Here is a 22,606-nt window from a genome sequence, read left to right as displayed (position 1 = left end):
AGCGGGCAATTTTCGGGCGATGGTCAGTAGCCGCCCATGCCGCCACCGCCGCCCGCAGGCGCCGCATCCTTGGCCGGAACGTCGGTGATCATCGCTTCGGCGGTGATCAGAAGGGCGGCGATCGAGCCGGCGTCCTGCAACGCGGTGCGCACCACTTTCGCCGGGTCGACGATGCCGGCCTTGATCATGTCGACATAGACCTCGTTCTGGGCATCAAAGCCCTGATTCTGGTCCTTGCTGTCGGACAGCCTGCCGACGACGATCGAGCCTTCGACGCCGGAATTCTCGGCGATCTGGCGGATCGGCGCTTCCAGCGCCCTGAGCACGATCGAAATGCCGGCGGTCACATCGTCATTGGCGCCGGTCAGGCCGGCCAGAGCCGATCTTGCGCGCAGAAGCGCCACGCCACCGCCGGGCACGATGCCTTCTTCCACCGCCGCGCGCGTCGCATTCAGCGCGTCGTCGATGCGGTCCTTCTTTTCCTTCACTTCAGACTCGGTGACGCCGCCGACGCGGATCACGGCGACGCCGCCGGCGAGCTTGGCCAGCCGCTCCTGCAGCTTCTCCTTGTCGTAGTCGGACGTGGTCTCCTCGATCTGGCCCTTGATCTGCGCGATGCGCGCCTGGATGGTCGCCTTGGTGCCGGCGCCGTCGATGATCGTGGTGGTGTCCTTCTCGATCAGTACGCGCTTGGCGCGGCCAAGCATCTCGATGGTGACGTTTTCGAGCTTGATGCCGAGATCCTCGGAAATCATCTGGCCCGATGTCAGCACGGCGATGTCTTCCAGCATCGCCTTGCGGCGATCGCCGAAGCCCGGCGCCTTGACGGCCGCGACCTTGAGGCCGCCGCGCAGCTTGTTGACGACCAGCGTCGCCAGTGCTTCGCCTTCGACGTCTTCCGAGATGATCAGCAACGGCCTGCCGCTCTGCACCACCGCCTCGAGGATCGGCAGCATCGCCTGCAGATTGCCGAGCTTCTTCTCGTGGATGAGCACGTAAGGCTCTTCCAGTTCGACGCGCATCTTGTCGGCATTGGTGACGAAATAGGGTGAGAGATAGCCGCGGTCGAACTGCATGCCTTCGACGACGTCGAGTTCGGTGTCGGCGGTCTTGGCCTCCTCGACGGTGATGACGCCGTCATTGCCGACCTTGTCCATCGCCTTGGCGATCATGGCGCCGACGCTGGCATCGCCATTGGCGGCGATGGTGCCGACCTGCGCGATCTCGGCCGACGACTTGACCTTCTTGGCCTTCGCCTTGATGTCCTTGACCACGGCGGCGACAGCCTGGTCGATGCCACGCTTGAGGTCCATCGGGTTCATGCCCGCGGCAACCAGCTTGGCGCCTTCGCGCAGGATCGATGCGGCCAGCACCGTGGCGGTGGTGGTGCCGTCACCGGCGAGGTCGTTGGTCTTCGAAGCCACTTCGCGCACCATCTGCGCGCCCATGTTCTCGAACTTGTCAGCAAGCTCGATTTCCTTGGCCACCGTCACACCGTCCTTGGTGATGCGCGGCGCGCCATAGGCCTTGTCGATGATGACGTTGCGGCCCTTGGGGCCGAGCGTGACCTTCACCGCATTGGTGAGGATCTCGACGCCGCGCAGCATGCGGTCGCGCGCGTCGGTGGCGAATTTGATTTCCTTGGCAGACATTTTTTTCAATCCCGTTGGTGTGGTGAAGCAAGCGGCTCGCCGGAGCCTGGCAAAGCCAGGCCGGTCAGGCAGCCTTCTTGGCTTTGACGCTCTTCTCGGTGACGACCGTCCCGCTCTTGCCGATAGCGGCCGTCTCGCTCTTGTCGATGACGCCCATAATGTCGGCTTCCTTCATGATCAGCAGGTCCTCGCCGTCGATCTTGACCTCGGTGCCCGACCATTTGCCGAACAGGATGAAGTCGCCGGCCTTGACGTCGAGCGGAACAAGCGCGCCGTTTTCGTCGCGTGCGCCCGGCCCAACGGCGATGACTTCGCCTTCCTGCGGCTTTTCCTTGGCATTGTCGGGAATGATGATGCCGCCCTTGGATTTGACATCGCCTTCGGCGCGCCGGATGACGACGCGGTCGTGGAGTGGCCGAAACTTCATGAGAACTTCTTTCTGGGGCCAGCATAGGCGACCGCGCCGTTCTTATAGGCGTGTTGGCACTCGATAGATAGGAGTGCCAAAAATTATTCGTGGCCAAAATTAAATATTAAAAAGTATTATGATGTCTGCAGGGTTCGAAACGTCGCGAGGCGCCTAGATATTTCAAAAAATTGAATTTCGAGGCAAAAGCGACTATTTATATCGTAAGTTCGATTTCACAATTTTAGGCACGAAGGAGATTTAGGCGATGGCCGAAGGCAATCAGAGCATCATGGAAAAAGCTGAAGCCCGCTTCATGGACAAGCAGAAGAAGACGGCCGAGCGCAACAAGGCAACCTCCGACTACATGTCCGAAGCGAGGGCCAGGGAGATCAAGACGGCAAGGCTCAGGGAATTGCGCCTGGCCAAGGAAGAGGCCGACCGCGTCGCGGAAGCCTTGAACCCGACACCGAAGAAGAAGCGGGCGACAGTCAAGAAAGCGGCCGCCGCGCCGAAGGGGGGCACGTCATGAGCCTGACATTCCCCAATCCAAGTCGCTTCTATGACGAGGCCGGCAAGCGCATCCGCTTTGTCGGCCATGACGGCATGTTCCAGATTTCCTTCTCTGTCGCAGCCGATGCCCTCTCGAAGGCGCCATCAGGGACGGCGACCGCGGAAGCCACCTATCTGGCGGCTTTCGACACCGCGTCCAGCTCCATCCATGACATTGCCAGCAAGGCCTACGCCCGCACCCGCAAGAGCATATATGTGCTCACAGCCGCGGATTTCGGTTAGCGCGCGTTCGTCTTGCAATCAGAGCGGCTGAGATCAGCGTCGGTCAGGACTTGCGGTCGGCTTTTGCCCGCCGCTTGACGTCCCGGCTGTTCAGGCGGTCGGCCATCGCTTCCGCATCGCGCACATTCATGGCCACCATTACCTGTTGCTTAAGCTCGACAGGCTGGCCGGTGAAGATGTCGAAGATAGTCCAGCTCTCGGGCTCGTCCATGCGCAACGCGTAGCGGTTTGTCATATCGGCATCAGGCCTTTGACATGAAAAATGCCGCCGCCAGGATCAGGATTGTCCAGGCCACCACCGACAGCTTCAAGGCCAGGCCGCCATGCATTGAAAGTATCTCGCGCATGCCCAGGGCCACGGTGCTCTTCGACAGGGCGGGTGCTGCCGCAATCGCGACCGGGGGCTTGACGCCGAGCTTTCCAAAAGCCGGCAGCAGCGGTGGCGTTCGCATGAAATGACCTCGAATTGCCGGAGAAAACAGGGCTCCTCATAACACCCTTCTTGAAACTCCCCGCATGCCAAATAGAACCCGGTCCGTGAAAGGGCCATGCCGCCCGATTCGCCGCCTTCCATCAGGCGGATCGTCATCTGGCGAAATCCGTGCAACGCGGTTAGGTTGCGCGCGAAACTGAGGTTGTTCAAAGCGTGACAGGCGAACGGAGACGACGATGACGGCGCCCGGCGATTTGCTGCAAGCCTTGTTCATGAGATTGAAGAGCGATGCCTCGCTGACGGCGCTGCTCGGCGGCGCCGGGTTGCGCGAGCAGGCGGCCGACAGTGCCGCCTTCCCTTATGTGACCTATGGCAGGACCAGCGCATTCGATCTGGACACCGGCGCCGACAATGATGACGACCAGCTCATCACGCTGCATGTCTGGTCGAAGGCGCAAGGCGAGGCCGAGACGCGTCTGATTATGGACAGCATCCGGGCGCGCCTTGACGGCGCCGCTTTCGCCACCGGCTCGCGCGACCAGACCCGCCTGTCGCTGGAGTTCGCCGAGGCCCGCTACGACGAGGACCTGGCGCTCTACCACGGGGTGCTGCGGATACGCGCTCTCACCGAACAAAGTGATTGAAGCAACCTAGATCTGCGCCTGGATCTCGGCCTTGTCGATGACTGACCACACCTCGAGGATGCGACCCTCTCCGAATTCGTAGAAAACATTCTCAGCGAACGACACGCGCTTGCCGTTCACCGGCAGGCCGAACAGCACGCCCTTGGGATGACAGTCGAAATGCAGGCGCGCCGCCACGCGCGGCGGCTGGCAGACCAGCAGTTCGATGTTGAAGCGGAGGTCGGGAATCGCCTCGAAATCGCCTTCGAGCATACGGCGATAACCCGACAGGCCCAGCATTTCGCCATTGTGCTGCACCTCGTCGCCGACAAAGTCTCCAAGTTTCGCCCAGTCCTGGGCATTCAGGCAAGCGATATAGCCCCGGTAAAGGTCGGCAAGGTGTTTATCCGTCATGGCGCACTCCGATGATTTGACGTTTTCCCGCGCTATTTAGGGCGGTCCCAGAATGGTCTCGCCTTGACCTGTTCCCAATCTGGCTGCGAATTGAGAACCTGCGCGCAAACACCATAGCCGCGCAGCCGGTTTTCCGGTTATGAATCCATTGCCCGGTCTGAGGGACTGGGCGGTAGGATCGCATTCATTCGTTGCGCGCGCAGGGGGTATTGCGGGGATGGATTTTCACCCGTTCACCGTTCATTTCACGTTCAGCACAGTTGCGTTACAACGCCGACCATGAAAACGCTTCGCTCTCATGTCAGAACCGCGATACTGGCGCTCACAGCGGCCGGCCTGTTGGCGTCGCAAGCGACGCCGGCAGCCGCGGCGGATTGCTACGCGATCGGCCAGCAGGTTGCCGAGCAGAATGGCGGCACGCTGGCCAAGGCTTCGCAGACGACGCGTGGCGGCCAGGAGGTCTGCGTCATCGTCGTGCTTGTGCCGGGCAAGGACGGCCAGCGTCCGCGCCGCTCCGAGATCGTCGTCCCGGCGAACTGATCCAATCTTCCCCCTTGCAGGGTCGTTTCCCAGACCACCGGAATCGGCCTATAGCTGACCCATCAACAGGCCTGACCGATCATGCGCGTACTCGTCGTCGAAGATGACAAGGATCTCAACCGGCAACTGGCCGACGCGCTGGTCGATGCCGGCTATGTCGTCGACCGCTCCTATGACGGCGAGGAGGGGCATTTCCTCGGCGACACCGAGCCCTACGATGCCGTCGTGCTCGACATAGGCCTGCCGCAGATGGACGGCATCAGCGTCGTCGAGCGCTGGCGCCGCAACGGCCGCAAGATGCCGGTGCTGATCCTGACAGCGCGCGACCGCTGGAGCGACAAGGTGTCGGGCATCGATGCCGGCGCCGACGACTATGTCACCAAGCCGTTCCACATCGAGGAGGTGCTGGCCAGGGTGAGGGCGCTGATCCGCCGCGCCGCCGGCCATGCCTCGTCCGAGCTCACTTGCGGGCCGCTGCGCCTCGACACCAAGGCCTCCAAGGCCGATGTCAACGGCGTGCCGCTGAAGCTGACCTCGCATGAGTTCCGCCTGCTGGCGTATCTGATGCACCATATGGGCGAGGTGGTGTCGCGCACCGAGCTGGTCGAGCATCTCTACGACCAGGATTTCGACCGCGATTCCAACACCATCGAGGTCTTTGTCGGCCGGCTGCGCAAGAAGATGGGCATCGACATGATCGAAACCGTGCGCGGCATGGGCTATCGCATGCGTGAGCCGGAGGCGTAAGGCGGAACCGCTCCCCATACCAGCAAGGAAGCCTTTTTCGGCGCGGCTCTGGCCGCGCTCGCTGGCCTTCCGCGTCATCGGATTTTCCACGATCTGGGCGATCCTCACCCTGATCGTCATCTTCACTCTGATCACCACGCTCTACCGCCAGGCCAGCGAGCGCGGCTTCGACAGCCTGCTGTCGGCGCATCTGTTCAATCTGATCGGCTCGGTCGGCGTTTCCGAATCCGGCCAGCTCACCGGTGCTCCCGACCTTGGCGACCTGCGCTTCTCGGAGCCGAATTCGGGCTGGTACTGGTCGGTGGAGCCGGCTTCCGAAGGCGTGCACGGCAACCTTCATTCGTCCTCGATGACCACGACGATCCCGTCGCCGACCGTTGCCGAGGTGCCTTTCAATTCCAGTTTCCAGCGCAGCTATTCCACCGACGGCATCGGTGACGAGGAACTGCAAGTGTTCGAAAGCGAATTCGTCCTCGATGCCAAGAACCGCGCCGCGCGCTTCCGCGTAATGGGCAACAAGACCGAGCTCGAGCACGAGATCGCCACCTTCCAGGGCCGCCTGTTGACCTATCTCAGCCTGTTCGGCGTCGGCATGATCGCCATCAATGCGATCGCCATCCTGCTCGGCCTGCAGCCCTTGCGCCGGGTTCGCAACGCGCTTGCCCAGGTGCGCGAAGGCACGGCGCAACGGCTCGACGGCCAGTTTCCCGCCGAGATCGAGCCGCTCGCCAACGAGACCAATGCGCTGATCGAAAACAACAAGCGCATCGTCGAGCGTTCACGCACGCAGGTCGGCAACCTCGCCCATTCGCTGAAGACGCCGCTCGCAGTTTTGATCAACGAGGGCCGGGCGCTCGGCGGCGCCAAGGGCCAGCTCATCGCCGACCAGGCCGCCTCGATGCAGAAGCAGGTCGACCATTATCTGCAGCGGGCACGGGTCGCGGCGCAGCGCGACAGCGTCGTCTACCGCACGCCGGTGACGCCGCTGGTGCAGCGCATGGTGCGCGTGCTGCAAAAACTCAAGCCTGATGTCAGCCTGTCGCTTACGCTGCCGGCGGCCGACATCGTCTTTGCTGGCGAGCGCGAGGATTTGGAGGAACTGGTCGGCAACCTCCTCGACAATGCGATGAAATGGGCAAGGAGCACTGTTGCCGTATCCGTCACGCCGGCCGCAGCCGGCCTGTTCGAGCTATCGATCGAGGATGACGGTCCCGGCATCCCCGAGGACAAGGCCCGCGATGTCTTGAAACGCGGCCGGCGCCTCGACGAGACAAAGCCGGGAACCGGGCTCGGACTTGCCATCGTTGCCGACCTCGTCAACGAGTATGGCGGGGCGCTGGCGCTGGAACGCTCCACGATGGGCGGGCTGAAGGCGGTTGTGCGCTTGCGGAGCTTGCAATGATGTACTGCCCAGGGCCAATCGACACGGCCGAATGCCTGTGTTATGGCGGCCCCTCGATTGCGCAAAAGCCGTTAAGAACGGCCAAATTTCCGACAAATATCAATAGTATGACGTCCTGACGCCCCCGATGACGCGGCCCCCAGCGCATCCCGTTCAAGAAAACCGGTTGTTGGCATGAAGATTCGCGTTGCGCTCGTTTCCGCACTGCTCGCTCTTTCCGGCTGCGGAACGCTGGGCAAGGGCAGTGGCCCGGATATCTCCATCACCAACCCGCCCGCGTCGCCTCCTTCAGGGGCCAAAGTCGCGACGACGATCATCTCGGCCATGGCCGGCGGGCTCGTCGGCGGATCGATCGGCAGCGGCCTGAACAGCACCGAGAAGCGCAAGGCGCTCGAGGCGGAATACAAGGCGCTCGAATATACGGCGAGCGGCCAGAAGGTGACCTGGAAGAGCGACAGTTCGGCTCATTCCGGCGAAGTCGTCGCGGCCCAGCCCTACCGCGTCGGCTCGCAGGATTGCCGCCAGTACACCCATACGGTGTTTACCGGCACGGCCGGCCAGACCGCGCGGGGCACCGCATGCCGCAACGCCGACGGCAGCTGGACGCCGCTGACCTGAACATTGAGCCGGGGTCGGAATCCCGTCAAAGCGTCGCAGCACCCTCATGTTGTGAGAGCAGGGCTCTCGCTCTATTGGAAGAACCATGCTGTTCTGGGTCATAGCCGCAATCCTCACGCTAGGCGCAAGCCTGACGGTGCTGCTGCCGCTGACCAGTGGCGGCAAGGACGCTCCGACCAGCAGCGACCACGACCTCGAAGTTTATCGCGACCAACTGGCCGAGCTTGAGCGTGACGCCGCGCGCGGGCTGATCCAGCCGGCGGAAGCCGAGGAGGCGCGCGCCGAAATCGCCCGCCGCATCCTTCGCCTGGGAGATGTTGGTCAAGCCAATGTCGGTCAAGCCGATGCGCCTGGCACGCGGCAGCCGTCAAAGGCGGCAAGGCTGGTGGCAACGGCTGCGGTACTGGCGGTCCCTCTGCTCAGCTGGGGCCTTTACAGCCAGCTCGGCTCGCCGGATCTGCCGTCGCAGCCGCTTGCCGAACGGCTGGCCAAGAATCCGGCCGATAGTTCGGTCGACGAGTTGGTGGCGCGCGCCGAGGCCCATCTTGCCGCCAACCCTGGCGATGGACGCGGCTGGGACGTGCTCGCCCCGATCTATCTGCGCCTGCAGCGCTTTCCCGATGCCGTGACCGCCTATCGCAATGCCATCCGCCTCGATGGCGACACGGCTGCCCGCGAGGCCGGTCTCGGCGAAGCGCTCGCCAATGCGGCCGGCGGCATCGTTTCGGCCGATGCGCAATCCGCTTTCGAACAGGCGCTAAAACTCGACCCGGGAAACGCGAAAGCCTCGTTCTATTTGGCGATGGCGCTGGCCCAGGAAAGCCGCATACCCGAGGCAACCACGGCTTGGCAGAAAATGCTCGATACCCTGCCGCAGGATTCGCCATGGCGCGGAGCTGTCCAACGGGCACTGGCCGAGGCCGCCAACCGCAGCGTCGCGTCAGGAGAGCCCGCCAAAGGCCCCGACGCCGCAGCCGTCGATGCCGCCTCGTCGATGGCGCCGCAGGACAGGCAGGCCATGATCGAAACCATGGTCGCCGGCCTCGACGAAAAATTGCGGCAAAATCCGCGCGACGAGGAAGGATGGATGCGGCTCATTCGTTCCTATGTTGTGCTGGGCAAGGCTGACCAGGCGCGCGACGCGCTGCATCGCGGTATTGCCGTGTTTGGCGCCGACAGTGAGGAAGCGAAGAAATTCGCCGCCTTCGCCGCCTCGCTCGGCCTGACGGCGACGGAGTAGGACATGACGCGCAAGCAGAAGCGATTGTCGGTGATTGTCGGAGGTCTGGCCTTCCTCGGCGCCGCCACCGGGCTGACCTTCTATGCGTTGGGCCAGAAAGCGTCCTATTTCTATATGCCCGCCGATCTGACCACCGCCAGCTTGCAGCCGGGACAGCGCATCAGGCTCGGCGGCCTCGTCGAAAAGGGCACGGTCGTGCGCGGGCAGGGCGCGACGGTTGCGTTCTCGGTCACCGACACGCACAAATCGGTCAAGGTCAGCTATACCGGCATCCTGCCCGATCTGTTCCGCGAGGAGCAGGGCGTCATCACCGAAGGCAGCTTTGGCGCCGACGGCGTTTTCGTCGCCGACAGCGTGCTGGCCAAGCATGACGAGCGCTACATGCCCAAGGAAGTCGCTGACGGGCTGAAGGCCAAGGGCGTGTGGCAAGAGAGCAAGAGCCAGTAATGGTTGAGACCGGACACTTCGCGCTCGTCCTCGCCTTTGTGCTGTCGCTGGTGCAGACGCTGGTGCCGATCATCGGCGCTCGTACCGGCAACCAGAGGCTGATGGCTGTCGGCGGTCCCGTCACGGTCACCGGCTTCGCGCTCACGGCGCTATCGTTCGCAGCACTCGCCGGCGCCTATGCAAGTTCCGATTTCTCGGTGGCGAGTGTGTGGGAAAACTCGCATTCGCTGCAGCCGCTCATCTACAAGATCACCGGAACCTGGGGCAATCACGAAGGCTCGATGCTGCTCTGGGTGCTGATCCTGACCTTCTTCGGTGCGCTGGTCGCCGTCTTCGGCTCCAATTTGCCGGCGACGCTGCGCGCCAATGTGCTGGCCGTGCAGGGGGCTATCGGCGCCACCTTCTTCCTGTTCATCCTGGCGACATCCAATCCGTTCACCCGGCTCAATCCGGCGCCGATCGAGGGCCGCGATCTCAACCCGGTCCTGCAGGATCTTGGCCTCGCCATCCATCCGCCGCTGCTCTATCTCGGCTATGTCGGTTTCTCCATCTGCTTTTCCTTCTCGGTCGCCGCCCTCATCGAAGGCCGCATCGATGCCTCCTGGGCGCGCTGGGTGCGGCCGTGGACGCTGGTCGCCTGGATGTTCCTCACCGGCGGCATCGCGATGGGCTCCTACTGGGCCTACTACGAGCTCGGCTGGGGCGGCTTCTGGTTCTGGGATCCGGTCGAAAACGCCTCCTTTATGCCGTGGCTGGCCGGCACGGCTCTTCTGCATTCGGCGATCGTCATGGAGAAGCGTTCGGCGCTCAAGATCTGGACGCTGCTGCTTGCCATCCTCACCTTCTCGCTGTCGCTGCTCGGCACCTTCCTGGTGCGCTCCGGCGTGCTGACCTCGGTGCATGCTTTCGCCACCGATCCGACCCGCGGCATCTTCATCCTGTGCATTTTGACGCTGTTCATCGGCGGCTCGCTGGCCCTGTTTGCGCTGCGCGCCTCGCGGCTGACGGCCGGCGGCCTGTTCCACCCGATCTCGCGCGAAGGCGCGCTTGTCCTCAACAATCTGTTCCTGACCACGGCCACCGCCACCGTGCTGGTCGGCACGCTCTATCCGCTCGCGGTCGAGGCGCTTTCGGCCGGCAAGATCTCGGTCGGCGCGCCGTTCTTCAACCTGACATTCGGCCCGCTGATGGTGCCGCTGCTGGTCGTGGTTCCGTTCGGGCCGCTGCTAGCCTGGAAGCGCGGCGACCTCTATGCCGTCGCTCAGCGCCTGATGGCGGCTTTCGGCGCCGCTCTCCTGGCGATGCTGGTCACGGGGCTGTTCATCGACGGCGCGTCGGTGTTCGCCGCCCTTGGTGTCGGCCTCGCCTGCTGGCTGGTCTGCGGCGCGCTCACCGACCTCGCCGTCAAGTCCGGCTTTGGCAATGCGTCGCCCGCCATCATGCTGCGCCGTTTCGCCGGCCTGCCGCGTTCGGTGTTCGGCACTGCACTTGCCCATCTCGGCCTCGGGCTGACGACGCTCGGCATTGTCGGCACGCTGTGCTTCGGCACCGAAAGGATACTGTCGATGCATGCCGGCGAGAGCGTCGAACTCTCCGGCCACGCGCTGCGTTTCGACGGCCTCTTCCCGGCGCAGGGTCCGAACTACAGCGAGCAGCGCGGCCGCTTTTCCCTAATCGGCGCCGATGGCGGCGTTTCAGCCGAAATCACCTCGGCCAAGCGCTTCTTTCCGGTGCGGCAGACGACGACGACCGAATCCGGCATCGAGACGATCGGCTTCAGCCAGCTCTATCTGTCGCTGGGCGATGATGGCACCGATGGATCCGTCGTGGTGCGCCTGTGGTGGAAGCCGCTGGTGACGCTGATCTGGGGCGGAGCTCTGGTGATGATGGCGGGAGCCGCAATGTCGCTGCTCGACCGTCGCCTGCGGGTTGGCGCACCCTCGCGCCGCCGCAAGCAGGCAGCCTCCATGCCGTCGGCAGGCGCGCCGTGAGCACCAGGTTCTCGTTGGCCTCGCTCACCCTGCTTCTGGCGCTGCTGTTTGCCGGCGCGGCGCAAGCGGTGAAACCGGACGAGGTTCTCACCGATCCGGCGCTCGAGGCGAGGGCGCGGCTACTGTCGGAAGGCCTGCGCTGCATGGTCTGCCAGAACCAGTCCATCGACGAATCCGATGCAGACCTCGCCCGCGACCTGCGCATCCTGGTGCGCCAGCGCCTGGTTGCCGGCGATACCGACCAGCAGGTGATGGACTATATCGTGTCGCGCTACGGCGAGTTCGTGCTGTTGAAGCCGCGCTTCAGCCCGCGCAACGCCTTGCTTTGGGGCACGCCGGTGCTTCTGCTTCTAGTCGGCGGCATTTTCATTGTGCTGACCACACGCTCCCGCCGCTCGTTGGCAACCAAGGCGCTGAGCGCCGAGGAACAGGCGGCGCTGGACAAGATGCTGAGCGACTAGCTCGGCCATTCCTCCAAAGGCCAGTCCCGCGACGTGTGGATGGCGCGCAGGATAACAATGCTCTGACGGCCGGCGATCAGGCGCAATTCATAGGCAATGATGTAGGGCAGGCGGCCGATGGGCTTCTCATAAGTGCCTGTTACCCGGCCAGGTCGGCCCGTCGCCATATCACCAAGGCCCCGGCCCATTTCACGGATACGGTCCGCGAGGCGTCGGGCGGCGGCAGGATTGTCCTGAGCGATAAAGGCAACTTGCTGCGTGAGATCGTCCAGCGCTTCTCGCGACCAGGTGACGAACCGCTTCACGCCTTGCCTGCGCGCCTAGCTTTCGCTGCTTCGATCACCGCGTCGACCTCCGCCATGGCGTCGTCGTGGGGCACGACGCGGCCAGCCTCTGCGTCGGCCATGCCACGTTTTATGCCTTCGATGATATCCAGCTCGCGATCGACATAGGCTGAGACCGCCTCGGCGGCGAGGAACGATTTACTACGCCTGGTATCGGTAGCGATCTGCTCCAGCTTCAGCTTGGTCTCGGACGAGACTCGAATGGTCATGGTGGTGCTTGCTGTCATTGTGAAAGCCTTGTGCTGAGTTGTGTACAACATAGGGCAGCAGGCGAGCGCAACCAAGCGATTTGTGCGTCCGCCCAACATTACAAAACTTTCATGCTTCGGAAATGGCGCGGTAATGTGCGCCTCTCTATTTCTCTTGTCCGAGGATGCTCTGCCTGAGCCGCATCCAGTGAAAAGAGGATATGAGACCCATGACTATCGCCCCCAACCCATATTCCCGCACCCGCAAGCGCCTGTTGGCGGCCGCCGCTTCGCTGGCCATTGCCGGCGGCATCGGTTTCGGCGCCGTTGCCACTGGTACAGCTCCCGTTCTGGCCGATGCCGTGCGGGTCGAAGCGCCCCAGGTGCCGGGCTTTGCCGATGTCGTCGAGCGCGTTTCGCCGGCCGTGGTCAGCGTCAAGGTCAAGGCCAAGATCGAGCCTGCCGCTGATGACGGCTCCGACCAGTCCGACGATCCGGACGGCATGAACAACCTGCCCGACAATCCTCAGCTGCGCCAGTTCTTCAAGCAATTCCGGGGCTTTGGCGATCAGAACGGCCAGGGCGGCGGCAATCGTCGCTTCAGCCACCGCGACCATAACAACGACCAGCCGCGTCCGGTAGCGCAGGGTTCGGGCTTCTTCATCTCCGATGATGGTTATCTCGTCACCAACAACCATGTCGTCGAGGAAGGCTCCGCCTTCACAGTGGTAATGAATGACGGCAAGGAGCTTGACGCCAAGCTGATCGGCACCGATCCGCGCACCGATCTGGCGGTGCTCAAGGTCGATGGCGTCGGCAAGTTCACCTATGTCGATTTCGCCGACGATTCCAAGGTTCGCGTCGGCGACTGGGTGGTGGCCGTCGGCAATCCGTTCGGCCTCGGCGGCACCGTCACCGCCGGCATCGTCTCGGCCCGTGGCCGTGATATCGGCGCCGGTCCCTACGACGACTTCATCCAGATCGACGCTTCGGTCAACCGCGGCAATTCGGGCGGCCCGACCTTCAACCTTAACGGCCAGGTCGTCGGCATCAACACCGCGATCTTCTCGCCGTCGGGCGGAAGCGTCGGCATCGCCTTCGACATTCCGGCCTCGACCGCCAAGCAGGTGGTGCAGGATCTGATGAAGAGCGGCTCGGTGCAGCGTGGCTGGCTCGGCGTCGAAATCCAGCCGGTTACATCGGACATCGCCGAATCGCTGGGCCTGAAGTCGCAGAACGGGGCTCTGGTTTCGGGCGCCCAGGACGGTGGCCCCGGCAAGAAGGCCGGCATCACCGCCGGTGACGTGATCACCCAGGTCGAAGGCAAGGACGTCGCATCGCCGAAGGAACTGGCTCGTCTGATCGGCGCCTACCCACCCGGCAAGTCGGTCGACGTCACGGTGTGGCGCGACGGCAAGAGCCAGACCATCAAGGTCGATCTCGGCACGCTGCCGTCCACCGACAAGCAGGCCTCGGCCGACCCGCAGCAGCCCGCGGCACCGGCAAAGCCCGCCGCGCTGGCCGATCTCGGCCTCACCGTCACCAAGTCGGAAAACGGCAAGGGCCTGGTGGTGACCGATGTCGATCCAGACAGCGATGCCGCCGACCGCGGCATCCAGCCCGGCGATGTCATCACCTCGGTCAATTCGACGGAGGTGAACGGCACCGAAGACGTCGCCAAGGCGATGGCCGATGCGGTCAAGTCCGGCCGCAAGGCGGTGCTGATGCAGATCACCCGCGACGATTCAAACCGCTTCGTCGCGCTGCCAGTCGCCAAAGGCTGACATCACACAGTTTCCAGTGCGGCGGTTTCAACACCCCCGAGCCGCCGCACGGGAAGCAAGGGGCCGAACGCGTTAGTCAGTCATCGTGTTCTGCCCCCGGCGGCAGCGGGCCCCCATCGCCCGCTGCCGCTCTAACATCGAAGCATGTCGCCCAAAAGTGCACGGCGGTTTTGGCAAAACGACATGCTTGAACGAAAGCTTTTGCGCTCATGGCGGCCCCTCAATCTTCCGGCGAAATCGCGTATAACGGCTCTATGAAGATTCTCGTCATAGAAGACGATCGCGAGGCGGCCGACTATATGCAGAAGGCCTTTGCCGAGGCTGGGCACACCGCCCATGTCGCCGGCGACGGCGAAACCGGCTTTGCGCTGGCCGATGCCGGCGACTATGACGTGATGGTCGTCGACCGCATGATGCCACGCCGCGACGGGCTCTCCGTCATTGCCGGCCTGCGCTCGCGCGGCAACACCACGCCGGTGCTGATCCTGTCGGCGCTGGGCGAAGTCGATGACCGCGTCACCGGTCTGCGCGCCGGCGGGGACGACTATCTGACCAAGCCCTATGCCTTTTCCGAATTGCTCGCCCGCGTCGAGGTGCTGAACCGCCGCGCCAGCGCCAGGGAGGCCGAAACCGTCTACCGGGTCGGCGATCTCGAGCTTGACCGGCTGTCCCATTCGGTCAAGCGCGCGGCGCGCGAGATCACGCTGCAGCCGCGCGAATTCCGCCTGCTCGAATATCTGATGCGCCATGCCGGCCAGGTGGTGACGCGCACCATGCTGCTCGAAAATGTCTGGGACTATCATTTCGATCCGCAGACCAACGTGATCGACGTTCACGTCTCGCGCCTGCGTGGCAAGATCGAGAAGGGTTTCGACAAGCCGATCCTGCATACGGTTCGCGGCGCCGGCTATATGCTGAAGAGCGGCTAGAGCATGATCCCAAAAAGTAGGTACCGGTTTTTGGAGAAGATCATGCTCCGACAAAGGGGTAGTTCATGATGAGATTTCAGCCAAATCTCATCATGAGCTAGAACTCGATGGCCCTTTCCCTGCCGGCCATCATGAGGACGACGGCGGCGCGGCTTTCAGCGCTTTATTTCCTGCTTTTCGCGCTATGTGCCGTGTTGCTGGTCTTCTACATGACGTCGTTGTCGGCCCGCATGCTGACCGGCCAGACCCAGCAGACCATCAATGACGAGGTGCTCGGCCTCGCCCGTGCCTATCAGAGCGGCGGCCTGCCGCGGCTGGTGCGCGTCGTCGAGCAGCGCTCGCGCCAGCCCGGCGCCAACCTCTATCTCATTGCCGACGTCAACGGCCAGATCCTCACCGGCAACGTGCAGAGCCTGGCACCGGGGGTGCTCGAGACCGATGGCTGGACGACCGAACCCTTCTCCTATCGCCGTTTCGGCGAAGGTGAGCTCGAACGGCAGCGCAACCAGGCTTCTGACCCGAATGGCGCGCAGCCCGGCGAGACCGAAATTCAGCCCGAGGGCGAGAAGGGCCACAACGCCATCGCGCTGGTGCTGCGGCTGCCCAACCAGATGATCATGCTGGTCGGCCGCGATCTCGGCGAGCCCGAGCGCTTCCGCGCCGTCGTCCGCCGCGCCCTGATGCTGGCGCTGGGCATGATGGGCCTGGGCGGGCTGCTGATCTGGTTCCTTGTCGGCCGCGCCGCGCTGAAGCGCATCGACAGCGTCTCGGAGGCAAGCCGCCGCATCATGGGCGGCGATCTCACGGGACGGCTGCCGGTGACCGGCGCCGGCGATGAGTTCGACCGCCTGTCGGAAAACCTCAACACCATGCTGGCCAGGATAGCGACGCTCAACGAAGGGCTGAAGCAGGTCTCCGACAACATCGCCCATGATTTGAAGACGCCGCTGACCAGACTGCGCAACCGCGCTGAGGCGACACTTTCGGGCAAGCACAAGACCACCGACTACCGGCAGGCGCTGGAAGGCACCATCGCCGAATCCGACCAGCTGATAAAAACCTTCAACGCCATCCTGATGATCTCCAGGCTGGAGGCCGGCTATTCCTCGGAGAGCACCAGCAAGGTCGATCTCGCCGCCGCGGTGCATGACGTTGTCGAGCTTTATGAGCCGGTGGCGGAGGAGGCTGGCGTGGTGCTCGAAACTGCCGCGGACGGGAATTTTTCCGTCAATGGCAACCGCGAGCTGATCGGCCAGGCGCTGTCGAACATCGTCGACAACGCCATCAAATACTCGACCGATGCGACGGAAAAGCCTGCTGTGCGCGTAGCCCTGCAGCGCGTCGGTCACGAAATCCGCCTTTCTGTTGCCGACAACGGCCATGGCATCCGTGATGACGCCGACCGCGCCAGGGCGACCGAGCGCTTCGTGCGGCTGGAAAAGAGCCGCTCGCAGCCGGGATCCGGTCTTGGCCTCAGCCTCGCCAAGGCGATCATGACTTTTCACAATGGCCGGCTTGAACTTCTGCCTGCCAATCCCGGATTGTCCGTTATCATGAGCTTCCCGGCGCGGGAGGACCATTGATGGCGGTGAGGATGGCTGCGAAACGGATCGAGACCGAATGGCGCCTGCAACTGGCGGCGCAGCTCGCGCCGCTGGATGAGACCCGCGCCCGGCGTGAACTGTCGGAGATCGCTGGCGATGCCAAGGACGAGAACCTGCCGCGGCTGGCGAAATTCCTAGGAGGCAAGGGCGCGGCCCAGGAGTTTCTCGCTGCCGTCTTCGATCTCTCGCCTTTCCTCCGCGATGTCGCGCGCCGCCGGCCGCAAATCCTCGACGCGCTGTTCGATGGCAGTGTCGAGGCTCGGCTGCTCGCCATCGCCGAAGCGATCGGCAAGGCCGCCTTTTCCGAGACCGTTTCCGAATCCAGCCTGATGATGGAACTCAGGCAGTGGAAGGGTGAAGCTCACTTCCTGATCGCACTTGCAGACCTCTCTGGCGAGGCCGATGCCGCGCTGACGGTAAGGCGCCTCAGCAATCTCGCCGATGCCTGCACCTGCGCGGCGGTCGACTTCCTGCTGCGCGAGGCGCACAGCCAAGGCAAGGTCAAATTGCCCGATCCCGAAAATCCGTCACGGCAATCCGGCTGGATCGTGCTCGGCATGGGCAAGCTTGGCGCGCATGAACTGAATTTCTCCTCCGACATCGACCTCGTCGTCTTCTTCGATCCGGATGCGCCGGCGATCGTCGATCCGCTCGACGCCACAGAGCTGTTTGCGCGCCTGACCCGCAGGCTGGTCCGCATCCTGCAGGACCGCACCGGGCACGGCTATGTCTTCCGCACCGATTTGAGGCTTCGTCCCGATCCAGGCTCGACGCCGCTGGCGATCCCGGTCGAGGCAGCACTTCGCTACTATGAGGCGCGCGGCCAGAACTGGGAGCGCGCCGCCATGATCAAGGCGCGTCCCGTGGCCGGCGATCTCGATGCCGGGGACGCGTTCCTGCGAGAATTGCAGCCCTATGTCTGGCGCAAATACATGGACTATGCGGCGATCGCCGACGTTCATTCGATCAAGCGCCAGATCCATGCCCACAAGGGTCATGGCGAGATCGCGGTCAAAGGACACAACGTCAAGCTCGGCCGCGGCGGCATTCGCGAAATCGAGTTCTTCGTCCAGACCCAGCAACTGATCGCCGGCGGCCGTTTTCCGGAGCTGCGCGGCCGCGAGACGGTGCCGATGCTGGGTGCGCTGGCGGCGCGCAACTGGATCACCGCCGATGCACGCGACGCGCTCACGCAGCAATATTGGTTTCTGCGCCGCGTCGAACACGCCATCCAGATGGTCGCCGACGAGCAGACGCATATTCTGCCGGACGATTACGAGGGGCTCGACCGCATCGCCCATATGCTGGGCTTTGCCGATGCCGCCAGATTTGCCGAAACCTTTCGCGCGGCTTTGCATGAGGTCGAGCGCCATTACGCCGCGCTGTTCGAGACCGCGCCTGAATTGTCGGCCGGCGTCGGCAATCTGGTCTTCACAGGCGATGTCGACGATCCCGACACGCTGCAGACCTTGCACGGCCTTGGCTTCCAGCGGCCAAGCGACATCTGCCGCGTGATTCGAGGCTGGCATTTCGGCCGCTACCGCGCCACCCAGTCGGCGGAAGCGCGCGAGCGGCTGACCGAACTGACGCCGGCGCTGCTCAAAGCCTTCGGCCAGACGCGCCGGGCCGACGAGGCGCTGGTTCGCTTCGACGAATTCCTCGCCGGCCTGCCCGCCGGCATCCAGCTGTTTTCGCTGCTGCAGTCGAATCCCGCCCTGCTGAAGCTTATGGCGACGATCATGGGCGCCGCGCCTCGGCTGGCGGCAATCATCACAAGGCGCCCGCATGTCTTCGACGGTCTGCTCGACCCGGCGCTGCTCGCCGAACTGCCCAACCGAGCCTATCTCTCAGCGCGGTTGGCCGCTTTCATCGAAGGCGACCGGGCTTATGAGGACGTGCTCGACCGTTTGCGCATCTTTGCCTCCGAGCAGAAATTCCTGATCGGTGTCAGGCTGCTCGCCGGCTCGATCGACCCGGCGCGCGCCGGCCGCGCCTTTTCCGATCTCGCCGACCTCACCATCGACGCCGCATTGCAGGCGGTGACCACCGAATTCGCGCTGCGTCATGGCCGCATCGCCGGCGGCACCGTGTCGCTGCTCGGCATGGGCAAACTCGGCAGCCGCGAGCTCACCGCCGGCTCCGATGTCGACCTCATTCTGCTCTACGACCACGACGCGAATGCCGACGAGTCCGACGGCGACAAGCCGCTCGCACCATCGCACTACTATACCAGGATGACGCAGCGGCTGATCGCGGCTGTCTCGGCGCCGACCGCCGAAGGCGTTCTCTACGAGCTCGATTTGCGCTTGCGGCCATCCGGCAACAAGGGGCCGGTGGCCACCCACATCGATGCCTTCAAGAAATACCAGCGCCAGGAGGCCTGGACCTGGGAGCACATGGCGCTGGCCCGGGGGCGCGCCATCGGCGGCGACGCGGCCCTTTGCGCCGAGGTCGAGGCCGAGGTGGCGGCACTTCTGGCCTTGCCGCGCGACGCCGCCAAGGTGAGGGCGGAGGCATCCGAGATGCGCGCGCTGATCGAGAAGGAAAAATCGCCGCGCGATCTCTGGGACATCAAGCTCATCTCCGGCGGCCTCATCGACCTCGAATTCATCGCGCAGGTGGCGGTTATAACCGGGCAGGTCGAAGCCGGCCGCAGGGTGACCGCGACCGGCGAAATCCTGGCGCATCTGTCGCCGGATTTAGCCGAGGCCGACGTCAGGCAGCAGCTTTGCGAAGCCTACCAGCTCTATCTGGCGCTGACCCAGATGACGCGGGTTTGCCTCACCGGCGCATTCGAACGCGATGACGTTCCGCCGGGACTGTCGGATCTGCTTCTGGCGGTGACTGACCTGCCGGATTTCGGTGTGCTGGAAGCACACCTCAAGGAGACGTCGCAAAAGGTCAGAAAGGATTTCGACCTTTTGCTTCGTACGAAACGGTTGTGAGGGCGTGAAGCGCTGGCGGCTGTTTCGGATCGCATCGGGGGTGACGATGCAACAGGAGAATACCCATGAGAAAGACAACCGGACTTGCCCTTGCCTTCGTCGCGCTTGCCGGCGCCGTTGGCACCACCGCCTATGCCGAGAACAATGCCAGCGCCAGAATGCGCGAGGGCGCGATGATGCGCCTCGACAAGGCGATGAAGGATTCCAACGGCACCATCAGCTTCGACCAGTTTTCCGACGCCATGAACGCGCGGCTGAAGAAGCTGGTCGCCGACAATGGCGGCAAGCTGACCGTTGCCCAGCTCGCCGACGCGCTGGAAAAGGCGCGGTTCGAGGAAATGGCAAAGCGTATCGTCGCCCGCTACGACACCAAGGGCGACGGCACGCTGACCACGGACGACATCACCGGGCGTGAGAAGAAGGTGTTCGCCATGCTCGACCGCAACAATGACGGCAAGATCGAGCGCAACGAACTACCAAAGAACGGCCGCATGGGCCGCCACCACCAATGGGACGGCGGCGACGACAGCATGGAGTGAGTGGTGATTGTGGCTCCGGCGGCGAAGCCGCCGGAGTCCTTACATGACCGCGCCTACTCAGTCCTTGAACGCAGCGGAGAGCACCGCTGGCATTGGCGGGCCGTCAGGCCGCCGCCTTCACCGCCGGTTGCGCCTTCTTCACCGGGATGCGCACCGACACGATCGTGCCGACGCCTTCGGTCGAGCGGATTTTCAGCGCTCCTCCTTGCAACTCGGCCAGCGAGCGCGAGATGGCAAGGCCGAGGCCGGAACCGGCGTGGTTCTTCGAAAACTGGTTCTGCACCTGTTCGAAGGGGCGGCCAAGCTTGCTCAGTGCCTCCTTCGGAATGCCGCAGCCATTGTCCTCGATGGTCAGCACCAGCGCGCCTGACGTGTTGCGGGCGCGCACCGAGATATGGCCGCCCTGGCCGGTGAACTTCACCGCATTCGACAGCAGATTGATGGCGATCTGCTTGATCGCCCGGCGGTCGGCGAACAGCGTCATCGTATCAGCGATGCGGGTTTCGACCGTGATCGATTTCTCCGCCGCCTGCAGCGAGATCACCCGCACCGTCTCGCGGATCAGCGGGCAGAGATCGATTTCCTCGCGGTCCACCGAGAATTGGCCGGCTTCGATCTTCGACATATCGAGTATGTCGTTGATGACGCCGAGCAGATATTTGCCGCTGCCGTTGATGTCGTTGGCATATTCCTCGTAGCGCGGCGAACCGAGCGGCCCGAACAGGCCTTGTTCCATCAGTTCGGAGAACCCGATGATGGCGTTGAGCGGCGTGCGCAGCTCGTGCGACATGTTGGCTAGGAATTCGGATTTGGCCCGATTGGCGGCCTCGGCGCGCTCGGTTTCCTTCATATATTCGCGGTTGAGCTCGACCAGTTCCTTGGCGCGCTCTTCCTCGGCCCGGCGGGCGAGGCTGAGGTCGTGGATGGTCGCCATCAGCCGGCGCTCGCTGTCGACCAGCTTTTCCTGGTGCAGCTTGATCTGGGTGATGTCGGAGCCGACGGAGACCGTGCCGCCGTCCCGGGTCCTCAGTTCGTTGACCTGCAGCCAGCGGCCGTCGGAGAGCTGCCGCTCGAAGGTTGCGCCCCCTTGCGGCCCGTTGGTGTTGGCCAGCCGCCGTTCAGAGGCGAAGGCCAGCATGCGCTCTTCAAGCACGGCGCGCGCAGCGCCCGGCATGACGTCGCGGTCCGACAGGCCGTTGTCCTTCTGGTATTTGGAATTGCACATGATCAGGCGCTGGGCGGCATCCCACAGCACGAAGGATTCGTTGATGTTTTCGATCGCGGTCCGCAGGCGCAGGTCGGCCGCCTCCGAGCGCAGCGCCAGATGCCGCTGCTCGGTGACGTCGACGGCAATGCCGATCAGCTGGATCTCAGGCGCTTCCGGGTCGATCACCTGGGCCCTGGCGCGCATCCACACCCACTGGCCGTCGGCGTGACGCATCCGGAACACCTGGTCGATATGGTCGATCTCGCGCTCGACGATTTTGTTGGCCAGCTCGAACAGGTCGCCGTCCTCGGGGTGGATGATGTCGTCGACCTCGCCGAACGACAGCATCGAGTTGCAGGGCTCGTAGCCCAGCATGTCGTACATCGAGCGCGACCAGTACATCTTGCCGCGCACCATGTCCCAGTCCCACAGGCCGCAGCGACCGCGAACCAGCGCCATGTCGATGCGCTGATGGGCTTCGAGATAGATGCGGTCGGCTGTCTGGGCGCGCGATGCCTGGCCGAAATAGGCGTAGAGGATGATGATCAGCACGCCGGCTGTCAGCACAAACAGCGTGACGTTGAGCGAGACGGTCTTGCGCCAGTTGTCGAACGCCGCTTCCTGCGGCACCAGCACGGCCGCGGCGTTCTTGCGGTCCCGGGTCAGGCTCACCGCCGCGTACCAGTCCTGGCCGCCGATGCTGACATCCATGACCCCGGCGCGGTCGCCGAACATGAACAGCGGCTGGCCGTCCAGCACCAGGCTGTCCAGCGATCGCCCTTGCCAGCCGGTCGACAGCGGCGACACGGCAATGATCTTGAAGGCGCTGTCGGTGATCACAAGCACATGGCTTCTGCCCATGGCGCCCTGGCGGCTCGTGCTTTCCAGAAGATCAATTGCACCGCTGGATGCCGCGGTCGGGTCGGCCGAGATTGCGTTCGCCATCTGGCCGGCGGCGAGACCTAGCACCGCCTTGCCGTCGCGCTCGGCCTCGTCGCGCTCGTTCATCAGCGACAGCACGCGCAGTGCGGCGATGACGATCAGGAAGATGATGATGAGAGCCGGTATCGAACGGCGCAGAAGGGGTTCGGCAGCCAGGAGCCGCCGGTAGGCTGGTTCAGCGATGAGCCGCGTATTGCCGGCGAGGCCGTCGCCTCGCGCCTTGCGCCGCTCAAAAGCCGTCCCTTCGGGCGCGCCCCACGCGTCCGCCTTGGCCATAAATGGCACTCCCCGAATTTCCGTACGCTTGACGATCCGGCAACACCGCACATCCGAATCGTCTGTAAAGAATCAAAGG

24 protein-coding genes are annotated in these 22,606 nt (G+C 63.8%); 16 read left to right on the top strand and 8 right to left on the bottom strand.

Translation table 11 applies throughout. From position 1 onward, the window contains the following. Positions 1-23: 23 nt before the first annotated feature. Both groL and NKJ64_RS22860 read right to left on the bottom strand, forming a co-directional pair. A complete protein-coding gene (groL, locus tag NKJ64_RS22865; RefSeq protein WP_023705440.1) occupies positions 24-1,652 on the bottom strand; it encodes a chaperonin GroEL in 1,629 nt (542 codons plus the stop codon). 64 nt (positions 1,653-1,716) lie between these two features. After that, positions 1,717-2,079 (bottom strand): co-chaperone GroES, encoded by a 363-nt coding sequence (locus NKJ64_RS22860; protein ID WP_023698577.1) that lies wholly within the window; start codon positions 2,077-2,079, stop codon positions 1,717-1,719. Positions 2,080-2,326: 247 nt separating this feature from the next. Here NKJ64_RS22860 and NKJ64_RS22855 point away from each other — a divergent pair, with 247 nt between their 5' ends. Together NKJ64_RS22855 and NKJ64_RS22850 are read left to right on the top strand one after the other, a co-directional pair. Next, on the top strand, positions 2,327-2,590 hold the full coding sequence (locus NKJ64_RS22855) for a hypothetical protein (protein ID WP_023670169.1): 264 nt from the start codon (positions 2,327-2,329) through the stop codon (positions 2,588-2,590). Next, positions 2,587-2,853 (top strand): DUF1488 family protein, encoded by a 267-nt coding sequence (locus NKJ64_RS22850; RefSeq protein ID WP_023670170.1) that lies wholly within the window; start codon positions 2,587-2,589, stop codon positions 2,851-2,853. Before NKJ64_RS22855 ends, NKJ64_RS22850 begins: the two co-directional genes overlap by 4 nt. Before the next feature lie 43 nt (positions 2,854-2,896). Here NKJ64_RS22850 and NKJ64_RS22845 read toward each other — a convergent pair whose 3' ends face one another. Then, positions 2,897-3,088, bottom strand: a complete 192-nt coding sequence (locus tag NKJ64_RS22845) for a hypothetical protein (RefSeq protein ID WP_023731023.1) — start codon at positions 3,086-3,088, stop codon at positions 2,897-2,899. A gap of 7 nt (positions 3,089-3,095) precedes the next feature. Then, positions 3,096-3,305: a hypothetical protein gene (locus NKJ64_RS22840; RefSeq protein WP_352463404.1), complete on the bottom strand. Its 210-nt coding sequence runs from the start codon at positions 3,303-3,305 to the stop codon at positions 3,096-3,098. Between the two features lie 217 nt (positions 3,306-3,522). On the opposite strand from NKJ64_RS22840, the gene NKJ64_RS22835 reads away from it, so the two are divergent. Continuing rightward, a complete protein-coding gene (locus NKJ64_RS22835) occupies positions 3,523-3,930 on the top strand; it encodes a DUF3168 domain-containing protein (protein ID WP_023670173.1) in 408 nt (135 codons plus the stop codon). Positions 3,931-3,936: 6 nt separating this feature from the next. Here NKJ64_RS22835 and NKJ64_RS22830 read toward each other — a convergent pair whose 3' ends face one another. After that, on the bottom strand, positions 3,937-4,323 hold the full coding sequence (locus NKJ64_RS22830) for an ester cyclase (RefSeq protein WP_023743734.1): 387 nt from the start codon (positions 4,321-4,323) through the stop codon (positions 3,937-3,939). A 279-nt stretch (positions 4,324-4,602) separates the two neighbouring features. Here NKJ64_RS22830 and NKJ64_RS22825 point away from each other — a divergent pair, with 279 nt between their 5' ends. From NKJ64_RS22825 to NKJ64_RS22790, 8 genes are all read left to right on the top strand, one after another. Beyond that, positions 4,603-4,863: a hypothetical protein gene (locus tag NKJ64_RS22825; RefSeq protein ID WP_023670174.1), complete on the top strand. Its 261-nt coding sequence runs from the start codon at positions 4,603-4,605 to the stop codon at positions 4,861-4,863. Between the two features lie 81 nt (positions 4,864-4,944). Further along, positions 4,945-5,610 carry a response regulator transcription factor gene (locus NKJ64_RS22820; RefSeq protein WP_023670175.1) on the top strand — a complete coding sequence of 222 codons (666 nt, stop codon included), beginning with the start codon at positions 4,945-4,947 and terminating at the stop codon, positions 5,608-5,610. After that, complete coding sequence (locus NKJ64_RS22815; RefSeq protein ID WP_023821067.1) at positions 5,594-7,012, top strand: ATP-binding protein; 1,419 nt, start codon at positions 5,594-5,596, stop codon at positions 7,010-7,012. Before NKJ64_RS22820 ends, NKJ64_RS22815 begins: the two co-directional genes overlap by 17 nt. 174 nt (positions 7,013-7,186) lie before the next feature. After that, positions 7,187-7,630 (top strand): RT0821/Lpp0805 family surface protein, encoded by a 444-nt coding sequence (locus tag NKJ64_RS22810; protein WP_023687241.1) that lies wholly within the window; start codon positions 7,187-7,189, stop codon positions 7,628-7,630. An 85-nt stretch (positions 7,631-7,715) separates the two neighbouring features. Continuing rightward, positions 7,716-8,870: a c-type cytochrome biogenesis protein CcmI gene (gene ccmI, locus NKJ64_RS22805; RefSeq protein ID WP_352463403.1), complete on the top strand. Its 1,155-nt coding sequence runs from the start codon at positions 7,716-7,718 to the stop codon at positions 8,868-8,870. A gap of 3 nt (positions 8,871-8,873) precedes the next feature. After that, on the top strand, positions 8,874-9,317 hold the full coding sequence (gene ccmE / locus NKJ64_RS22800; protein WP_023670179.1) for a cytochrome c maturation protein CcmE: 444 nt from the start codon (positions 8,874-8,876) through the stop codon (positions 9,315-9,317). Then, positions 9,317-11,308, top strand: a complete 1,992-nt coding sequence (locus NKJ64_RS22795) for a heme lyase CcmF/NrfE family subunit (protein ID WP_352463402.1) — start codon at positions 9,317-9,319, stop codon at positions 11,306-11,308. The genes ccmE and NKJ64_RS22795 overlap by 1 nt, the downstream gene beginning before the upstream one ends. Continuing rightward, positions 11,305-11,769, top strand: a complete 465-nt coding sequence (locus tag NKJ64_RS22790; protein WP_023670181.1) for a cytochrome c-type biogenesis protein — start codon at positions 11,305-11,307, stop codon at positions 11,767-11,769. The genes NKJ64_RS22795 and NKJ64_RS22790 overlap by 4 nt, the downstream gene beginning before the upstream one ends. Here the strand turns inward: NKJ64_RS22790 and NKJ64_RS22785 are convergent. Together NKJ64_RS22785 and NKJ64_RS22780 are read right to left on the bottom strand one after the other, a co-directional pair. Continuing rightward, positions 11,766-12,074, bottom strand: a complete 309-nt coding sequence (locus NKJ64_RS22785) for a type II toxin-antitoxin system RelE/ParE family toxin (RefSeq protein ID WP_023670182.1) — start codon at positions 12,072-12,074, stop codon at positions 11,766-11,768. The genes NKJ64_RS22790 and NKJ64_RS22785 overlap by 4 nt on opposite strands. Further along, on the bottom strand, positions 12,071-12,340 hold the full coding sequence (locus NKJ64_RS22780) for a CopG family ribbon-helix-helix protein (RefSeq protein ID WP_023670183.1): 270 nt from the start codon (positions 12,338-12,340) through the stop codon (positions 12,071-12,073). Before NKJ64_RS22780 ends, NKJ64_RS22785 begins: the two co-directional genes overlap by 4 nt. 191 nt (positions 12,341-12,531) lie before the next feature. Here NKJ64_RS22780 and NKJ64_RS22775 point away from each other — a divergent pair, with 191 nt between their 5' ends. The 5 genes from NKJ64_RS22775 (at position 12,532) to NKJ64_RS22755 (ending at position 20,102) form a co-directional block, all read left to right on the top strand. Continuing rightward, positions 12,532-14,085: a Do family serine endopeptidase gene (locus tag NKJ64_RS22775; protein WP_023670184.1), complete on the top strand. Its 1,554-nt coding sequence runs from the start codon at positions 12,532-12,534 to the stop codon at positions 14,083-14,085. Between the two features lie 254 nt (positions 14,086-14,339). Beyond that, complete coding sequence (locus tag NKJ64_RS22770) at positions 14,340-15,014, top strand: response regulator transcription factor (RefSeq protein ID WP_023670185.1); 675 nt, start codon at positions 14,340-14,342, stop codon at positions 15,012-15,014. 107 nt (positions 15,015-15,121) lie between these two features. Beyond that, entirely contained in the window at positions 15,122-16,597 is a 1,476-nt protein-coding gene (locus tag NKJ64_RS22765; RefSeq protein WP_352463401.1) for a sensor histidine kinase, read from the top strand. 11 nt (positions 16,598-16,608) lie between these two features. Next, positions 16,609-19,563 carry a bifunctional [glutamine synthetase] adenylyltransferase/[glutamine synthetase]-adenylyl-L-tyrosine phosphorylase gene (locus tag NKJ64_RS22760; RefSeq protein WP_502902886.1) on the top strand — a complete coding sequence of 985 codons (2,955 nt, stop codon included), beginning with the start codon at positions 16,609-16,611 and terminating at the stop codon, positions 19,561-19,563. Positions 19,564-19,628: 65 nt separating this feature from the next. After that, positions 19,629-20,102: an EF-hand domain-containing protein gene (locus NKJ64_RS22755; protein ID WP_023705425.1), complete on the top strand. Its 474-nt coding sequence runs from the start codon at positions 19,629-19,631 to the stop codon at positions 20,100-20,102. Positions 20,103-20,205: 103 nt separating this feature from the next. Here NKJ64_RS22755 and NKJ64_RS22750 read toward each other — a convergent pair whose 3' ends face one another. Beyond that, positions 20,206-22,527, bottom strand: coding sequence for a PAS domain-containing sensor histidine kinase (locus NKJ64_RS22750; protein WP_023684522.1), 2,322 nt, complete (start codon positions 22,525-22,527; stop codon positions 20,206-20,208). Positions 22,528-22,606: the final 79 nt, after the last annotated feature.

The sequence above is a fragment of the Mesorhizobium sp. M0062 genome, assembly GCF_040323125.1.
In the GTDB taxonomy this organism is placed as follows: domain Bacteria; phylum Pseudomonadota; class Alphaproteobacteria; order Rhizobiales; family Rhizobiaceae; genus Mesorhizobium.
Note: the sequence above shows the minus strand (reverse complement) of the source record. Positions and strands in the feature narration are given on the sequence as shown.

Coding starts and splice junctions, on each gene's coding strand:
- NKJ64_RS22810 (WP_023687241.1), top strand. CDS start 7,187: ATGAAGATTCGCGTTGCGCTCGTTTCCGCACTGCTCGCTCTTTCCGGC.
- NKJ64_RS22845 (WP_023731023.1), bottom strand. CDS start 3,088: ATGACAAACCGCTACGCGTTGCGCATGGACGAGCCCGAGAGCTGGACT.
- NKJ64_RS22860 (WP_023698577.1), bottom strand. CDS start 2,079: ATGAAGTTTCGGCCACTCCACGACCGCGTCGTCATCCGGCGCGCCGAA.
- NKJ64_RS22855 (WP_023670169.1), top strand. CDS start 2,327: ATGGCCGAAGGCAATCAGAGCATCATGGAAAAAGCTGAAGCCCGCTTC.
- NKJ64_RS22840 (WP_352463404.1), bottom strand. CDS start 3,305: ATGCGAACGCCACCGCTGCTGCCGGCTTTTGGAAAGCTCGGCGTCAAG.
- NKJ64_RS22825 (WP_023670174.1), top strand. CDS start 4,603: ATGAAAACGCTTCGCTCTCATGTCAGAACCGCGATACTGGCGCTCACA.
- ccmE (WP_023670179.1), top strand. CDS start 8,874: ATGACGCGCAAGCAGAAGCGATTGTCGGTGATTGTCGGAGGTCTGGCC.
- NKJ64_RS22795 (WP_352463402.1), top strand. CDS start 9,317: ATGGTTGAGACCGGACACTTCGCGCTCGTCCTCGCCTTTGTGCTGTCG.
- NKJ64_RS22755 (WP_023705425.1), top strand. CDS start 19,629: ATGAGAAAGACAACCGGACTTGCCCTTGCCTTCGTCGCGCTTGCCGGC.
- NKJ64_RS22780 (WP_023670183.1), bottom strand. CDS start 12,340: ATGACAGCAAGCACCACCATGACCATTCGAGTCTCGTCCGAGACCAAG.
- NKJ64_RS22775 (WP_023670184.1), top strand. CDS start 12,532: ATGACTATCGCCCCCAACCCATATTCCCGCACCCGCAAGCGCCTGTTG.
- NKJ64_RS22770 (WP_023670185.1), top strand. CDS start 14,340: ATGAAGATTCTCGTCATAGAAGACGATCGCGAGGCGGCCGACTATATG.
- ccmI (WP_352463403.1), top strand. CDS start 7,716: ATGCTGTTCTGGGTCATAGCCGCAATCCTCACGCTAGGCGCAAGCCTG.
- NKJ64_RS22760 (WP_502902886.1), top strand. CDS start 16,609: ATGGCTGCGAAACGGATCGAGACCGAATGGCGCCTGCAACTGGCGGCG.
- NKJ64_RS22765 (WP_352463401.1), top strand. CDS start 15,122: ATGGCCCTTTCCCTGCCGGCCATCATGAGGACGACGGCGGCGCGGCTT.
- NKJ64_RS22830 (WP_023743734.1), bottom strand. CDS start 4,323: ATGACGGATAAACACCTTGCCGACCTTTACCGGGGCTATATCGCTTGC.
- NKJ64_RS22850 (WP_023670170.1), top strand. CDS start 2,587: ATGAGCCTGACATTCCCCAATCCAAGTCGCTTCTATGACGAGGCCGGC.
- NKJ64_RS22750 (WP_023684522.1), bottom strand. CDS start 22,527: ATGGCCAAGGCGGACGCGTGGGGCGCGCCCGAAGGGACGGCTTTTGAG.
- NKJ64_RS22820 (WP_023670175.1), top strand. CDS start 4,945: ATGCGCGTACTCGTCGTCGAAGATGACAAGGATCTCAACCGGCAACTG.
- NKJ64_RS22835 (WP_023670173.1), top strand. CDS start 3,523: ATGACGGCGCCCGGCGATTTGCTGCAAGCCTTGTTCATGAGATTGAAG.
- groL (WP_023705440.1), bottom strand. CDS start 1,652: ATGTCTGCCAAGGAAATCAAATTCGCCACCGACGCGCGCGACCGCATG.